Genomic DNA, 14,736 nt, shown 5'->3' with positions numbered 1-14,736 from the left:
ACCTCCTAGTTAGCCTTCTTGCCGGTGGGCTCTTGGGCGATATTCAACTCGCGTTGGCGAATAACGGTGCTCACTCTCGCAATGTCCTTTTTGCAGGAGGTCAACAAGCCCGTATTGGTCAGTTGGCCCGCCGCCAGTTGGAAACGGAGATTGAACAACTGGGCCTTCAATTTGGCCAATTCGCTCTGCAAATCGGCCGTGCTCATTTTTGCGTATTCGGATGCTTTCATTATTCTTCACCGCCTTCTTCGTTGATTTCTTCCTTCTTGACGATCTTGCACTTCACGGGAAGTTTGTGCGATGCCAAGCGCAATGCTTCGCGTGCGATATCCTCGCTGATGCCCGCTATTTCGAACATCACGCGGCCGGGTTTGACCACGGCCACCCAGTATTCGACCGAACCTTTACCGCTACCCATACGAGTCTCGGCGGGCTTTTTGGTGATGGGCTTGTGGGGGAAGATATCGATCCACACCTGACCGCCACGCTTGGTGAATCTGGTCATAGCGACACGCGCCGCTTCTATTTGATTGCTGGTGATCCAACCGCACTCGGCGGCGACCAAGCCATACTCGCCGTAGGCGATCTTGTTGCCCTTGTGGGCAGCGCCTTTCATACGACCGCGAGCCTGACGTCTTCTCTTAACTCTCTTAGGCATCAACATAATTATTCATTGCCTCCTTTCTTCTCTTTCTTGGCAAACACTTCGCCGTGGTAGATCCAGCACTTCACGCCGATACGACCGTAGGTCGTGTGGGCCTCCGCAAAGCCGTAGTCGATGTCGGCACGCAGAGTTTGAAGAGGAATGCTACCCTCGTGGTATTGCTCGGTACGGGCGATCTCGGCGCCGTCCAGACGACCGCTGACCATGGTCTTGATACCCTTGGCACCCGCTTGCATAGCACGCTTCATGCACATCTTCATCGCACGACGGAAGCTCACGCGTTTTTCCAGCTGGTTGGCGATCTCTTCGGCCACCAGTTGGGCGTCGGCGTCCACCGATTTGACGGCGATGAACTCGATGAGATAATTCTTGTAGCTGTGCTTGTTGGCCGCGCAGATCTTCCTCACTTGGTTGGTCAGGGCGGTGACGCCGCTGCCTTCCTTACCGATGAGCAAGCCGGGACGACCGGTGAACACTTTCACCTTGATGTATTGGTCGCAGCGCTCGATGACGATCTTGCTGATGCGGGGACGGTTGTCCACCTTGCGTTGGGGGCGATTGTCGCCGTCTTGTACGGGCGCTTCGGTCGCGATGGTCTCTCTGACCAAGGGAGCGGGCTTGTACACGTTCTTGATATAGTTGCGAATTTGATTGTCTTCCACAAGATAGTCGCTGAAGGTGCGCTTGCCGGCGTACCATTTGGCTTCCCAATCTTTGTTGACACCGATTCTCAAACCGTTAGGATTAACTTTTTGTCCCATAGTAGTCCTCCTTACTCTGCCGTGGCGTCTGCCAGGATAATGGTGATGGTGCTGGTGCGCTTCAAGATGCGATGCGCTCTACCCTTGCTGACGGGTTGGATGCGCTTCAAGGTGGGACCTTGGTCCGCATAGCACTCGGCGACTACCAAATCACTCTTGGACAAATTGTTGTTGTTCTCGGCGTTGGCCGCCGCGGACTCCAGCACTTTGAGAATGACGGGGCTGGCTGCCTTGTTGGTGTTCTTGAGGGTGGCTACCGCCGACGCATAACTCATACCGCGAATGACGTCGAGGACGACTCTCACTTTGAAGGGGGAAATGCGCACGTTGCGGGCAATGGCTTTGGCATGCGTAGCGTTGAACGCCGCTTGTTGGGCTTTACGCTTTTCTGCTTTTTCTCTCATTCTGGTTGCCATTTGCTACCTCCTTATTTGCCGCTGGCAGACTTGCTGCCGGCGTGACCTTTGAACGTACGGGTGGGGGCGAACTCGCCGAGTTTGCAACCGACCATATCTTCGGTGACGTACACGGGGACGTGTTTGCGGCCGTCGTGCACGGCGATGGTGTGACCGACCATGTCGGGGAAGATCGTACTGCTGCGCGACCAAGTCTTGACCACTTTCTTTTCGGCCTTGCCCTCATTCATCGCTATGATTCTATTCAATAACCTTTCTTCACAATAAGGTCCTTTCTTTACGGATCTACTCATCTTATTGCCTCCTAATTGATGCGCTTAATGATCATCTTGTTGCTGGCCTTCTTCTTCTTACGAGTCTTATAACCCAAAGCAGGCTTGCCCCAAGGGGTGACGGGAGTGGGCATACCGATGGGGGATTTGCCTTCGCCGCCGCCGTGCGGGTGATCGCAGGGGTTCATAACCACACCGCGGACGGTGGGACGGACGCCCATGTGACGTTTGCGACCGGCTTTGCCGAGGCTGACGATTTCGCTATCCACGTTGCCGACCATACCGATGGTAGCGCGGCAATTCAGGGGGATATAACGCATTTCGCCGCTGGGCATACGCACGATTGCGCCTTTCGCTTCTTTTGCCATCAACTGCGCCGAGATGCCTGCGGAACGGGCGATTTGACCGCCGCGGCCGGCGTACAGTTCGATGTTGTGCACGGTGGTACCGACGGGAATGGAACGCAAAGGCAAGCAGTTGCCCACTTTGATATCCACGTCTTCGCCCGACACCACGGTGTCGCCGACGTTCAAGCCCACGGGGGCGAGAATGTAACGCTTTTCACCGTCCGCGTAGACCAACAAAGCGATGTTGGCGGTGCGGTTGGGATCGTACTCGATGCCCGCGACCTTGGCGGGGATGTTGTCCTTGTTGCGCTTGAAGTCGATGATTCTGTATTTTTGTCTGTTGCCGCCGCCGATGTGACGAACGGTGATGCGACCGGTAGCATTGCGGCCGCCCGACTTGGACAAGCTCACCAACAAGCTACGCTCGGGAGTCTTCTTGGTGATTTCGTCAAACGCGCTTACCGACATATTGCGGCGAGCCGCAGTCGTAGGTTTGTATTTCTTAATAGCCATTTTCTACCTCCCTTAGTTCAAGCTCTCGAAGTACTCGATCGATTTGCTGTCTTCGGTCAGAGTGACGATTGCTTTCTTGTAGCCGGGGCGTCTGCCTTGGGTGGCGCCGCGACGTTTCATCTTACCTTGGTAGTTGACCGTGTTCACTTTGGCGACTTTGACGCCGAACACTTCTTCCACCGCCTTCTTGATCTCGGTCTTGTTGGCTTGAGGGGCGACGATGAAGGTGTATCTTTTGCTTGCGATGCCGTCAAAACTCTTTTCGGAGAGGACGGGACGAATGATGATGTCGTAACTGTTCATATTATTCCTCCTCGCCATACGCTTGGTCGATGGCTTCCATCGCGGCCTTGGTGATGAGGCACTTGCCGTTGACGATGATGTCGTACACGTTGATAAGTGCGCTGTCAATCAAGGTGACGTTGGGGATATTGTTGGTGGCGCGGAAAAGTTTCTCGTCTTCGCCGGCGATGACGACCAAGGTGCGGCCGTCCAAGCCGAAGTTATTGAGAATGCCCGCGAACTCTTTGGTCTTGGCTTCGTTGAGCGCCAGGCTGTCCACCACGATGATTTCGCCGTCGGCGACTTTGATGCTCAAAGCGCTCTTGACAGCCTCTCTGCGCATGGTCTTGTTGACCTTTTGCGAGAAGTCGCGGGGTTTGGGTGCGAACACCACGCCGCCGTGCGTCCATTGAGGAGCGCGAATGCTGCCTTGACGAGCGTTGCCGGTGCCCTTTTGTCTCCAGGGCTTGCGGCCGCCGCCCGAAACCTCGGTACGAGTCAAAGCGCTCTTGGTGCCTTGACGGCGATTGGCCAACTGCGCCACGACCACTTGGTGGATCAAGGACTCGGTTTTCTCGGTAAACTCTTTGCCGAACACCGCTTCGCTGACTTCCAGAGTGCCTACTTCTTTTGCTGTTTTGTCATATACTTTCAGGCTTATCATGTGCTACCTCCTATTTGACCGTGGTCTTCACGATGACCAGACCACCCTTGGGGCCGGGGATGGCGCCCTTGATGAGCAACAAGTTGCGGGCTGCATCCACACGCACGACGGTAAGGTTTTGAATGGTGACTCTTTCGTTACCGTATTGACCTGCCATTTTCTTGTTCTTGAACACGCGGCTGGGATCCGAGTTGGCGGCCATAGAACCGACCTCTCTGTGCACGGGACCGGCGCCGTGGCTCATCGGCAAACGATGATGGTTCCAGCGTTGGATGACGCCGGTGTAACCGCGACCGCGGGTCTTGCCGACCACGTCGACCTTGTCGTTCTCCTGGAACACGTCGCAGGTGATGACCTTGCCGACTTCGTACTCGCCGTCCACCTGAAGCTCGCGCATATAGCGCATGGGCTCGACGCCCGCTTTGGCGTATTGGCCTTGAGTGGGACGATTGACGCCCTTGTAGGACGCTTTTTGGTCACCGGACACTTTGCGTGCCACGGCGGGTTCGTACGCCACTTTGATTGCATTGTAGCCGTCCTTCTCCACCGTCTTGACTTGGATGACGGGGCAGGGACCCGCTTGCACCACAGTCACGGGGATTACGACGCCCTCTGCGGTGAAGACTTGGCTCATTCCTAATTTCTTTCCGACGATTGCTTTATTCATTGATAAAGTTCACCTCCAATTTATTCTCTTTTATTGATTCCTATTTATATACGCGCGCTATCAGATCTTGATCTTGATGTCCACGCCGGCGGGGATGTCGATGCTCATCAGGCTCATGACCACCTTTTGGCTGGGGTTGAAGATGTCGATAAGACGCTTGTGCGTTCTCAGTTCAAATTGCTCGCGGCTGTCTTTGTACTTGTGCGGGCTGCGCAAGATGGTGATGACCTCTTTGTCGGTGGGAAGGGGAATGGGCCCGCTGATCTTCGCACCGTTGGCGGTGACGACGTCCACGATCTTCTTCGCTACTTCGTCTACCAAGTCATGATCGTACGCTTTCAATTTGATTCTCAATGTTTTTTCTGCCATAATTTACCTCCAAGTTTTCTAACTCTTTTTTCCTGCTCGTGTGTTTCATATCTCCCATTATTATGGGCAAACCGAAGTTTGCCCCGAGTTAGCGCCCGATTCGAATCGGACTGGTCCGTTATGAACTATCCCTAAGGTGCGGGTAACCTCATACATCATCCGTTAGATAAATGAGACATACTCCACCCGAGCACGGGAAATTGTACTATACCGCGCGTAAAAGGTCAAATATTTGGCAAAATAATTTTCGTTAAATTTTCTTAATAATTGCACTTTTTTACAAAATTACTCCAAATACACTACTTTTTGTGCTTTCACCCCGTTTCGAGCCACGTCTGCCGCCTATCTCGTCAAGCGCGGCGACGGCCGCAAATCGCCCCGCCATGGACGGCATATCGCACCCGCCTCACGCCCCGAAAGGGGATACGTCGCGGTTGCCCGAGGCAACCCCCCTGCCCTACTCCTCGTCGGGCGTGTCGGCGGCGGGCGTTTCGGCGGTCTCGGCAGCGGTCGTTTCGTCCGCTTCGACCAATACGGGCGTCTCTGCGCCGGCCACGTCGGCGATGGTTTCGTCGGCCACTTCCACCGTGCCCAAAGAATCCTTGCGGCGCACGGTGACCGTACCTTGGAAGCAGGAGAAGACGGCGTCCATACGCGCCGTGTCCAACTTACCCTTCTTGACCTCGTAGCGGTAGGTGCACAGACTGACCAAAGGCACGACGATAAGCCCCGCTATCATCGCGATGGCGCCCATCACCACGGCGTTGGCGAAATTGAGCGTTTCGCCCGAGGACAAAGTGGCCGTCATAAAGGTCGCCTTGGTAAGACTGCACACGAAGGAGAAAATGCTGATGCTGACGCCCACCGCGAAAGAAGCCCATACCGAAGCCTTCGTTATCTTTTTGCTGTACAAACCGTACAGGAAGGGAGCGAGAAACGCACCCGCCAACGCGCCCCAACTGACGCCCATCAACTGGGCGATGGTAGACACGTTGTAGAGTTTCTGCACGATGGCGATGGCCGCCGACACGGCGATGAAGCACGCCAGCAGCACGCGCATAATGATCATCTGCCGCTGCTCGGTCATGCGCTCCTTTTTGACGATATGCCCCTTGATGAGGTCCAGCGTCAACGTAGAAGACGAGGTGAGCACCAGGCTCGACAAGGTGGACATGCTGGCCGACAAGACCAAAATGACCACGATGCCCATGAGGAAGTCCGACCGAATGGTCTTGTCCAAAATGGTGGGCACGATGGCGTCGTACGCCGTGAACTCGGCCGTCGGTACGAAGAGGTGGCCGAAGCCGCCGAGGAAGTAGCAACCGCCCGCCACGATGATGGCGAACACGGTGGAAATGATGGTGCCTTTGCGAATGTCGTTCTCGCTCTTGATGGCGTAGAACTTGTTGACCATCTGCGGCAGGCCCCAAGTGCCCAAGGACGTGAGAATGATGACGAAGAACAAAAATACGGGCATTGCGCCGAAGAAGGACGTGTACTTCCACCCGGCCAGACCGTCCGCGTCGGCCGCTCCGACCAGCGCTTCCATACTGCCCGTAAGGCCGCCGTTGGCGTTGAGGGCGACGGCGATGACCGCCACGATGCCTACGAGCATAATGATGCCCTGTATGAAGTCGTTGATGGCCGTGGCCATATAGCCGCCCACCAACACGTAGACGCCCGTCAGCACCGCCATAATGAGGACGATGATGATATAGGCGAGATTTTCGTTGGAGAACCCGAACGCCACCGTGAACAAACGGGACAAGCCGTTGAACAAGGACGCGGTGTAGGGAATGAGGAAGACGAACACGATGACGGCCGACACGATTTTGAGCGCGTTGGAGTCGAAGCGTTTGCCGAAAAACTCGGGCATGGTCTTGGTGTCCAAATACTGCGTCATAACGCGCGTGCGCCTACCCAGTATAACCCACGCCAACAGAGAACCGATGATGGCGTTGCCTATGCCTATCCAGGTGCTGGCCACGCCGAACAAATAGCCGAACTGCCCCGCGTAACCGATGAAAATGACCGCGCTGAAATAGGACGTACCATAGGTAAAGGCCGTGAGCCACGGGCCTACGCTTCGGCCGCCCAACACGAACCCGTTGACGTCCTTGGCCTTGCGGCGGCAATAAATGCCCACGTAGACCATCACGCCGAAAAACAGGACGATCATCACCGCCATGAGGACGATGCCGCCCGTAGAACGCGCTGCCGCTAATAATGCTTCCATACTTCTCTCCTTTGCCTCGAAAGGCCGCCTCGGCGAAGGTAAATAAAAAGCCCTCCTTCGCCAAAACCATTGCGTTTTGCGAAAGAGGACGACAGTCGCCGTGGTACCACCTCTTTTCGTCCGCACATCACTGCGCGGGCCTCGTCGAGCCACCCCGAAAGATTGCTCTTGCCGCTGTCACGGGCGGCGTCCCGTCGTAGCATACTCGTTGCCTTTCCGTACGCAGCTCGCGGAATGTATTCGGTCCTCGGCACCCTTCGCGTCTCGCACCGACCGACGCTTCTCTCCAAGGCAATACCGAGCCTACTTGTTTCCGCTCAAACGCTTTATATATCCACTATAGCACACCCGAAAAAATCAAGTCAACCGCCACGACGGCCCAAAGCGAATATTTTTCACGGTTTTGCCCATATAAACGAAAGCCCCCTCTTCTCGTCCTTGCTCCCACAAAGCGAAGGAATTGCGATGAATGAGGGGGTGTTTCTCTCTCCGTTCTCGCACTGAGAAGCGCAATAATCGGAACAGCCAACGGATATTCTAAAATATATATGTTTCCCAAATAGAATTGCCGTGTTTTGTTGCAAACAAAAACCCCCTCTTCTCGTCCTTGCTCTTACGAAGAGAAGGAATTGCGATGAATGAGGGGGTATACAAACGACCGAGACGAGCGCCCAGTGTACTGTGCGTACACGGTATGAGCGAGGACGCGGACAGCGCCCTCAATCGCCCGATTATTCGCTCCTCAGCGCGAGAACCGGGTCTTTGTGGGCCGCAATCCTCGACGGAATAAACCCTGCGATCGCCGTCAACAAAACGGATAGACCGACCAACAGCACGGGGTGCCACCAAGCCACCACCGCGAGGTGGGCTATCTTGGTATAGCCGTACAAAATAGCGTTGACGGGAATGGACAATACCCAAGTGACGAAGGACGCCAGCAGGCCGCTCATCAAGCCGATGATGAAGGTCTCGGAGTTGAAGACGCGGGTGATATCCTTCTTGCGCGCGCCGATGGAGCGCAAAATGCCTATCTCCTTGGTGCGTTCCATCACGGACGTGTAGGTGATGATGGCGATCATGATAGAGGACACGATGAGGGAGATGCTGGAGAACGCGATCAGCACGTAGGTGATGGCCTGAATGATGAGGGTGATGCCGCTCATCAAGGTGCCCACGGTGTCGTTGTAGTGCAGCTCGCTGCCGCCCTCGGTCTCGGAATAGTCGTCCAACAGTTTGAGGATCTTGTCCTTGTTCTCGAAACTCGAAGCGAAGATGCTGACCGAATACGGCTCTTCCTCGATGGCGTAGCCCAACTTGTGCAACCACTCGCAATACTCGGCGTTTTTGAGTTCGCCCACGACGTCCGCCTCGGACATACCGTAGTAATCGTCGTCGTCGCCCGTGGTGACCAATTTGTGATAGACCATCTTGCTATTGGCGAACGTATCGTAGCCGGTACGCTTCTCACTGCCGACGCCGTACTGTCCCCACTTGGACTCGAAGGTGATGCCCGTGCCGCTCTTCTCCAAGAAAGTGATATCCGCCGCCGTCACGCCCTCGGCGTAGGTGTAGCGCGGGGTGTCGTGATAGGTCTCGACGCCGCCCTCCGCATCCGCGTAGTAGTACTCCGCCGTACCCAACAGGGTACGCCCCGTGATGGGAGAGGCCGCGTTGATGCCGGACATATAGTATTCTATCTTGTCTGCCTTGCTGTTGTCGCCGCCGCGACCTTTGTAGGTGACGGCCATCGCGCGTTGCGCTTTGAGCAGATCGCTCGACAAAGCGGTCTGCATCATATAGTTGACGAGGTCTTTGGTGTAGGCGATATTGCCGTTGATGGAGCCGGCGGAAACCCCCTCGCGCATACGAATAACGCCCGACACGTTGAGGGTGACGGCGCGGCAATCCTCGTTTTTGACGCCGTTCTGCGTGGGTTCGATAAGGTCTTTGACCGCGTCGGTCATATCGTTCTCCAAGCGGAGATAGGGCACGAACTCCCACGTGGCGGTATCCTCGTTGAAACTGTAATAGGAGCTCTCGAGCATCAGTTGATAGTGCAACTTCTCCATCAACTGCTCGGACGTGTACGCCCAATTATACAAGGGGTTGTTTTCGGGGTGTTCGGTATCCAATCCCGCCGCGATGACCGCGCCCGCGTCGTTGGGGTTGGAAAGACCCAATGCAAACGCGACGAAGTCGTCGATGTGGTTGTATTTGTCCACCACCAACACCACGTCGGTGGGCGACGAAGGCCAACTGCCGCCGATAAGTTCGTACTGCGATTCGAGGAGTTTTTGGTCGGTGGACAACTCGTCCCACACATTGAACATACTGCTGTAACTGTTAAACATACCGACGAGGTCCTCTTTGGACAGACCGCCCAACACGGTAGAGGCCGCCGTACCCTCGCCCACATCTATGACCGCTTTGAGCTGGTCCTGCACGCGCGCCGCATAGGGGTTGATCTTGTAGTAGTTGAGCGCCCCTTGCGAATCGAAGTCGGTGTATATGTGCATCGTGATATCGTAGTCGTATTTGACCGTACCCCAATCCTTGTTGAAGTTGTCGTCCAAATACGCCTTCAGCCCTTTGATATCGTTCTTGCCGATGATATCCTCGATATGGCCCAAAATGGTGCCCATGATGGGATTGAAGGACACTTCGCTCGTATCGGGGTAGGCCTCGTAGCCCTCGCCACCCGATAGGGTGGCGCCCATGAAGATGCTGACCAAGGAACTCATGCTCATACTCGAGCCTTGGATGGTGAGCGGATATTGCGACAAAGAGTTCTCGGCCGTGGCGTTGACGTAACTCGAGAAGCCCGACGACAGCGCCAGCACGATGGCGATGCCGATGATGCCGATGCTGCCGGCGATGGCCGTCAGGGTGGTACGCGCCCGCTTGGTGAGCAAGTTCTTGCCCGAAAGGAGCAAGGCGCTCTTGTAGCTCATGCTCGTGTGGTCGCGCTCCTTTTTGCGGCGGCGGCGGGACATAAAGCCGACTTTGCTCTCCTTTTTGCCCTCGGCGGCGGCGTCGGTCGCGTCGGGTTGCGCCCCGGACTCGGCCGCTTCTTCCTCGTCCGTCTCTTTGGCCTCGGCCTCGGCGTCCGCCTCGGTGAAGGGATTGGTATCGCCCACCACTTTGCCGTCGGTCAAGCGCACGATACGCGTGCTGTACTGCTCGGCCAACTCGGGGTTGTGCGTGACCATAATGATAAGCCTGTCCTTGCTGAGCTCGGCCAGGATATCCATGATCTGCACGCTCGTATCCGAATCCAACGCGCCCGTCGGCTCGTCCGCCAGCAATATCTCGGGGTTGTTGATGATGGCGCGGGCGATGGCGACGCGTTGCATTTGACCGCCCGACAGTTGGTTGGGGCGCTTGTTCTCCTCACCTTTCAGCCCGACGGCCTCCAAGGCCTGCCGCGCGCGCTCGTGGCGCTCTTTGCGGTCGACGCCCACCAAAGTCAGCGCCAACTCCACGTTTTCGATGACGGTGAGGTGCATGATAAGATTGTAGGTCTGGAATACGAACCCCACGCTGTGATTGCGATAGGTATCCCAATCCTTGTCTTTGTAACGCTTGGTGCTGACGCCGTTGATAAACAAATCGCCGGTGGTGTAGCGATCCAACCCGCCGATGATATTGAGCAAGGTGGTTTTGCCGCAGCCGGAGTGTCCCAAAACGGACACGAATTCTTTTCTTCTAAACTCTAAATCTATCCCTTTGAGGGCGACGGCTTTTTCCTCGTTGCCCAAAGGATACTCTTTGGTAATTCCTACAAGTTTTAACATAACAATTCAAGTTGCCGAATGGCAATCCGATACTCCCATATAAATATGCGCGGTCACGCGATAAAACGCGACTGCATTCGGCGATTTTCGACAAAGTCCGACGTCGCGTCGGTCTCGGTGCGAGCACGTCCCCCAGACATTCCCGCGTTCGCCGCGTTTTCCCTCGATGGCGCAGAGCCACCCTCACGCCAAATATATGCGCGTGCATATACAATATATCACAGAAGTTCGTTTTTGTCAAGCCTTTGTCCTTTTTTTGTGGATTGCGGCGAATTATCTCGTATAAATATTCAAAATTTCGGGCAACTTGCCCGCATTTTATGCATAAACATAAAAAAGCAATGTACGACCGCGCGCGGCCACGCCCTCACGCCGAAGGTCGTTCGCCCCGGTCTTGCCCCTCTTCGTCGGGTATTTTTTGCCAAACGGCGTCCTTTTTGGGGTAGGTATTGCGGCGTAAAAATTGCGCCTCGTCGCCCCAAAACCGCACGAGCGTACCCTCCACGCCGTCAACGCCCGCCACCGTCTGCCGATAGCCTTCGGTCGAAGACAGCGGGTTGCCCGCTTCGTCCAGATCTCGGTGCGCGTCCACCACTTTGCAGGTGGATTCGAGGCGGATCTTTCGCCCCGTTTCGGGCCCGTACACGCGCACGGTCACCCGCCCTTTCGCAACGCCCGAATAGAGATAGACGGGATAGTCGTAGGGATTGGCGAAACGCATATCGCTCCACGTGCTGACCATGGCGTCCCGAGAGGGCGCGACGTAGGATACGGCGAGCGAATGACGATGCACTTCCACCTGCGTAAGTCCCGCCAGCATGGCCGCGTTGTAAAGGGTGGTGCTCACTTGGCACACGCCCCCGCCCACGCCCTCGACGAAAGCGCCGTCCGCGATGATCTTGGCCGAGCGATAGCCGCGCGCTTCGGTGCGGTCGCCGACCACCGCGTTGAAGCTGAATTCGGCGTTTGGATACAGCGTATAAGCGTTGATCGCCCCCGCCGCCAACCATAGGTTGTGCACGCGGTTCGGCACGTACGCGTACGGCGTGGAAAAGGTGGCGAGAAGCGAGGTGCGCCGCCGCATTTCGGCGGTCGTGACGGCGGCTTTGGCATAGTGCAACCGCAAGGGCTCGCTTCGCCGCCCGTCAAGACAGGCCGCCACCGCCGACAACACCTCGGCGGGCGCGAATACGTACCCGTCGCGGTGCGGCTCCACCTGCGGGCCCGCGGGCGTCAAAGTCACCCGCGCCGACGCGGGCGGCGTCTCCCACGCCAACAAAAACGCCGCAAGTCCGTCACCCAGCGGATAGGCCGCCGCGTTGAGGATCTGCCGCACCGTAGCACCCGCCGAAAGCATACGCGAAAAATAGGCGTCATACCCGCCGTAGCGGGCCGCCAACAGACGGAAATGTGCGGGAATGCACGCGTTTTCGCGGTATTCGCGCCCCTCTACGACCAACACGACGGGCAGGGTTTCGCCCTTGCCGCAAGCGCCGTCCGCACGGATGGTCGAGGGCGTCTCGGCCTCGCCTGCCGCCCTATCAACCGCGGACGAAACGAGGGGCGCGTAGCCATACGAAAGCCCCCATACGAATCCGAATATACATAGCGCCGCCCATAGCCCAACGAACCGCAATCTCATAGCGATAGTATGGCGCGAAACATCGCGGGATATTCGGCAAAGCCGACCGCGAGATACCGCAAGCGATGCGAGATACGCCGATGGGGGTGCGCTATATTTTTCGTCGCGGACGAGGGCGCGCGGGGTTGCGCGGGGGCGATATAATTTTAATTATTTTTATATTTCATATTGAAATATTCGGGCGTGTGTGTTAAAATGGTTGTATATCGGCATAAAAGGAGATATGTCATGCAAAAAGAAATAGATTTTCCCCTCTATTTGTTCCACCAAGGCACCAACTACGAAGCCTATCGTTTGATGTGTCCTCACCCCGCCGCCGAAGAAGGCAAGTCGGGCTGGTGGTTCCGCGTGTGGGCCCCCGCCGCCAAGAGCGTATCGGTCATCGGCGACTGGAACTATTGGGACAGAGGCGCCGACCGTATGCAAAAGATTTCGGTCGGCGTGTGGGAAGCCTACGTCGAGAACGCCAGAGAATGGCAGTTGTATCGCTACAGCATCGAAACGGCGGACGGCCGCATCATCGAGAAGACCGACCCCTACGCCCTGCACACCGAGACTTCGCCCTCCAACGCGGGCAAGCTGGTCGACCTCTCGGGCTATCAATGGTCGGACGCCGATTGGATGAAACGGCGCGGTGAGATAGACGTCTTCAACAGCCCCATGAACATCTACGAGATGCACATCGGCTCTTGGCGCCGCTACCCCGACGGCAACTACTACAGCTACCGCAAAGTCGCGGAAGAACTCATCCCCTACCTCAAAGGTATGCACTACACGCACGTGGAGTTTATGCCCCTCGGCGAATACCCCCTCAACGACAGTTGGGGCTACCAATGCACGGGTATGTTCGCCGCCACCTCGCGTTACGGCGCGCCCAAAGACCTGATGTACCTCGTGGACGAACTGCACAAAGCGGGCATCGGCGTCATCGTGGATTGGGTACCCGCCCACTTCCCCAAGGACAGTTTCGGCTTGGGCAAGTTCGACGGCACCTGCCTCTACGAGTACGAGGGCAAGAAGGGCGAACACCCCGACTGGGGCACCTATATCTACGACTACGGCCGCAACGAAGTGCGCTCTTTCTTGGTGTCTTCGGCCGTGTTCTGGTTCGACCTCTATCACATCGACGGCATCCGCATGGACGCGGTGAGCAGTATGCTCTACCTGAGTTTCGGCCGCAACGACGGCGACTGGCAGCCCAACTGCTACGGCGGCAATATCAATCTCGAAGCCAAGTCCCTTTTGCAGACCATCAACGCCTCGGTGCACTACCGCTTCAAGGGCGCGTTGATGATCGCGGAGGAGTCCACCGCGTTCCCCAAAGTCACCGCCCCCACCTTCGAGGACGGCTTGGGCTTCGACTTCAAGTGGAACATGGGCTGGATGAACGATACCCTGCGCTACGTCGAGAAAGATCCCGTCTACCGCAAGTACGAGCACAACAATATGACCTTCGGTATGGTGTACGCCTTCTCGGAGCACTATATCCTCGCGTTGTCCCACGACGAAGTCGTGCACGGCAAGCGCAGCCTTCTCGACAAGCAACCCGGTTACGAACGGGATAAGTTCGGCGGGCTGATGACCTATATGTCCTACCAAATGGCCCACCCCGGCAAAAAACTCATCTTTATGGGCGCGGAGTTCGGTCAATATATCGAGTGGGATTTCCGCAAAGGGCTGGATTGGTTCCTTATGCAATACCCCACCCACAACGGTATGCAGGCCTATACCGCCGCGTTGAACGACCTCTATCTCAAAGAGCCCGCTTTGTGGGAGCAGGACTGCGGGTACGAGGGGTTCCAATGGCACGCCGCCAACGATAACGACTGGAACATCCTCGCCTGGCGTCGTATCGCCAAGAACGGCGACTTTATCATCGTCGTCCTCAACTTCTCCCCCGTCTATCGTCCCGACTATATGTTGGGCGTACCCGAAAAGGGCCACTACGAGGTCGTCCTCAACAGCTACGACAAACGCTTCGGCGTGGGCGACAACGAGGTGGTGTGGCACTTCGACGCCGAGGACGGCGGCGTGAACGGTCTACCCTATCACATTACGTTGGGCGTCACGCCCAACAGTGCAATATTCTTGAAAAAAACCAGATAAGGA

The 14,736-nt window shown here is 56.4% G+C and carries 14 protein-coding genes; 1 reads left to right on the top strand and 13 read right to left on the bottom strand.

The window, feature by feature from the left end; all coding sequences use genetic code 11:
• Positions 1 to 5: 5 nt before the first annotated feature.
• The 13 genes from rpmC to II896_01405 all read right to left on the bottom strand — a co-directional run bounded on the left by rpmC (position 6) and on the right by II896_01405 (position 12,627).
• The gene (gene rpmC / locus II896_01465) at positions 6 to 230 is read right to left on the bottom strand and encodes a 50S ribosomal protein L29 (GenBank protein MBQ4443313.1); all 225 of its coding nucleotides are present in this window, start codon (positions 228 to 230) and stop codon (positions 6 to 8) included.
• Positions 230 to 664, bottom strand: a complete 435-nt coding sequence (gene rplP, locus II896_01460) for a 50S ribosomal protein L16 (protein ID MBQ4443312.1) — start codon at positions 662 to 664, stop codon at positions 230 to 232. Before rplP ends, rpmC begins: the two co-directional genes overlap by 1 nt.
• Positions 665 to 666: 2 nt before the next feature.
• Positions 667 to 1,425 carry a 30S ribosomal protein S3 gene (gene rpsC / locus II896_01455; protein MBQ4443311.1) on the bottom strand — a complete coding sequence of 253 codons (759 nt, stop codon included), beginning with the start codon at positions 1,423 to 1,425 and terminating at the stop codon, positions 667 to 669.
• Positions 1,426 to 1,436: 11 nt separating this feature from the next.
• Positions 1,437 to 1,841 carry a 50S ribosomal protein L22 gene (rplV, locus tag II896_01450; protein MBQ4443310.1) on the bottom strand — a complete coding sequence of 135 codons (405 nt, stop codon included), beginning with the start codon at positions 1,839 to 1,841 and terminating at the stop codon, positions 1,437 to 1,439.
• An 11-nt stretch (positions 1,842 to 1,852) separates the two neighbouring features.
• On the bottom strand, positions 1,853 to 2,134 hold the full coding sequence (gene rpsS / locus II896_01445; GenBank protein MBQ4443309.1) for a 30S ribosomal protein S19: 282 nt from the start codon (positions 2,132 to 2,134) through the stop codon (positions 1,853 to 1,855).
• Positions 2,135 to 2,145: 11 nt separating this feature from the next.
• Positions 2,146 to 2,973: a 50S ribosomal protein L2 gene (gene rplB / locus II896_01440; GenBank protein ID MBQ4443308.1), complete on the bottom strand. Its 828-nt coding sequence runs from the start codon at positions 2,971 to 2,973 to the stop codon at positions 2,146 to 2,148.
• 12 nt (positions 2,974 to 2,985) lie between these two features.
• Positions 2,986 to 3,276, bottom strand: coding sequence for a 50S ribosomal protein L23 (gene rplW / locus II896_01435; protein ID MBQ4443307.1), 291 nt, complete (start codon positions 3,274 to 3,276; stop codon positions 2,986 to 2,988).
• Position 3,277: 1 nt separating this feature from the next.
• Entirely contained in the window at positions 3,278 to 3,919 is a 642-nt protein-coding gene (gene rplD, locus II896_01430; protein ID MBQ4443306.1) for a 50S ribosomal protein L4, read from the bottom strand.
• A 10-nt stretch (positions 3,920 to 3,929) separates the two neighbouring features.
• Entirely contained in the window at positions 3,930 to 4,586 is a 657-nt protein-coding gene (rplC, locus tag II896_01425) for a 50S ribosomal protein L3 (protein MBQ4443305.1), read from the bottom strand.
• Positions 4,587 to 4,646: 60 nt separating this feature from the next.
• Complete coding sequence (rpsJ, locus tag II896_01420; protein ID MBQ4443304.1) at positions 4,647 to 4,955, bottom strand: 30S ribosomal protein S10; 309 nt, start codon at positions 4,953 to 4,955, stop codon at positions 4,647 to 4,649.
• 457 nt (positions 4,956 to 5,412) lie between these two features.
• Positions 5,413 to 7,191: a sodium:solute symporter gene (locus tag II896_01415; GenBank protein MBQ4443303.1), complete on the bottom strand. Its 1,779-nt coding sequence runs from the start codon at positions 7,189 to 7,191 to the stop codon at positions 5,413 to 5,415.
• A 731-nt stretch (positions 7,192 to 7,922) separates the two neighbouring features.
• Positions 7,923 to 10,985, bottom strand: a complete 3,063-nt coding sequence (locus II896_01410) for an ABC transporter ATP-binding protein/permease (GenBank protein ID MBQ4443302.1) — start codon at positions 10,983 to 10,985, stop codon at positions 7,923 to 7,925.
• Between the two features lie 367 nt (positions 10,986 to 11,352).
• A complete protein-coding gene (locus II896_01405; GenBank protein MBQ4443301.1) occupies positions 11,353 to 12,627 on the bottom strand; it encodes a VanW family protein in 1,275 nt (424 codons plus the stop codon).
• Between the two features lie 228 nt (positions 12,628 to 12,855).
• On the opposite strand from II896_01405, the gene glgB reads away from it, so the two are divergent.
• Positions 12,856 to 14,733: a 1,4-alpha-glucan branching protein GlgB gene (gene glgB / locus II896_01400; protein MBQ4443300.1), complete on the top strand. Its 1,878-nt coding sequence runs from the start codon at positions 12,856 to 12,858 to the stop codon at positions 14,731 to 14,733.
• Positions 14,734 to 14,736: the final 3 nt, after the last annotated feature.

It is taken from the genome of Clostridia bacterium (assembly GCA_017394805.1).
Taxonomy (GTDB): domain Bacteria; phylum Bacillota; class Clostridia; order Christensenellales; family CAG-1252; genus RUG14300.
The sequence above is the reverse complement of the archived record's forward strand: the minus strand, read 5'-3'. Positions and strand labels throughout refer to the sequence as shown.

Bases quoted from the DNA above. Each gene is read 5' to 3' on its own strand.
- rpmC (MBQ4443313.1), bottom strand. From the start codon at position 230: ATGAAAGCATCCGAATACGCAAAAATGAGCACGGCCGATTTGCAGAGC.
- rplP (MBQ4443312.1), bottom strand. From the start codon at position 664: ATGTTGATGCCTAAGAGAGTTAAGAGAAGACGTCAGGCTCGCGGTCGT.
- rpsC (MBQ4443311.1), bottom strand. From the start codon at position 1,425: ATGGGACAAAAAGTTAATCCTAACGGTTTGAGAATCGGTGTCAACAAA.
- rplV (MBQ4443310.1), bottom strand. From the start codon at position 1,841: ATGGCAACCAGAATGAGAGAAAAAGCAGAAAAGCGTAAAGCCCAACAA.
- rpsS (MBQ4443309.1), bottom strand. From the start codon at position 2,134: ATGAGTAGATCCGTAAAGAAAGGACCTTATTGTGAAGAAAGGTTATTG.
- rplB (MBQ4443308.1), bottom strand. From the start codon at position 2,973: ATGGCTATTAAGAAATACAAACCTACGACTGCGGCTCGCCGCAATATG.
- rplW (MBQ4443307.1), bottom strand. From the start codon at position 3,276: ATGAACAGTTACGACATCATCATTCGTCCCGTCCTCTCCGAAAAGAGT.
- rplD (MBQ4443306.1), bottom strand. From the start codon at position 3,919: ATGATAAGCCTGAAAGTATATGACAAAACAGCAAAAGAAGTAGGCACT.
- rplC (MBQ4443305.1), bottom strand. From the start codon at position 4,586: ATGAATAAAGCAATCGTCGGAAAGAAATTAGGAATGAGCCAAGTCTTC.
- rpsJ (MBQ4443304.1), bottom strand. From the start codon at position 4,955: ATGGCAGAAAAAACATTGAGAATCAAATTGAAAGCGTACGATCATGAC.
- II896_01415 (MBQ4443303.1), bottom strand. From the start codon at position 7,191: ATGGAAGCATTATTAGCGGCAGCGCGTTCTACGGGCGGCATCGTCCTC.
- II896_01410 (MBQ4443302.1), bottom strand. From the start codon at position 10,985: ATGTTAAAACTTGTAGGAATTACCAAAGAGTATCCTTTGGGCAACGAG.
- II896_01405 (MBQ4443301.1), bottom strand. From the start codon at position 12,627: ATGAGATTGCGGTTCGTTGGGCTATGGGCGGCGCTATGTATATTCGGA.
- glgB (MBQ4443300.1), top strand. From the start codon at position 12,856: ATGCAAAAAGAAATAGATTTTCCCCTCTATTTGTTCCACCAAGGCACC.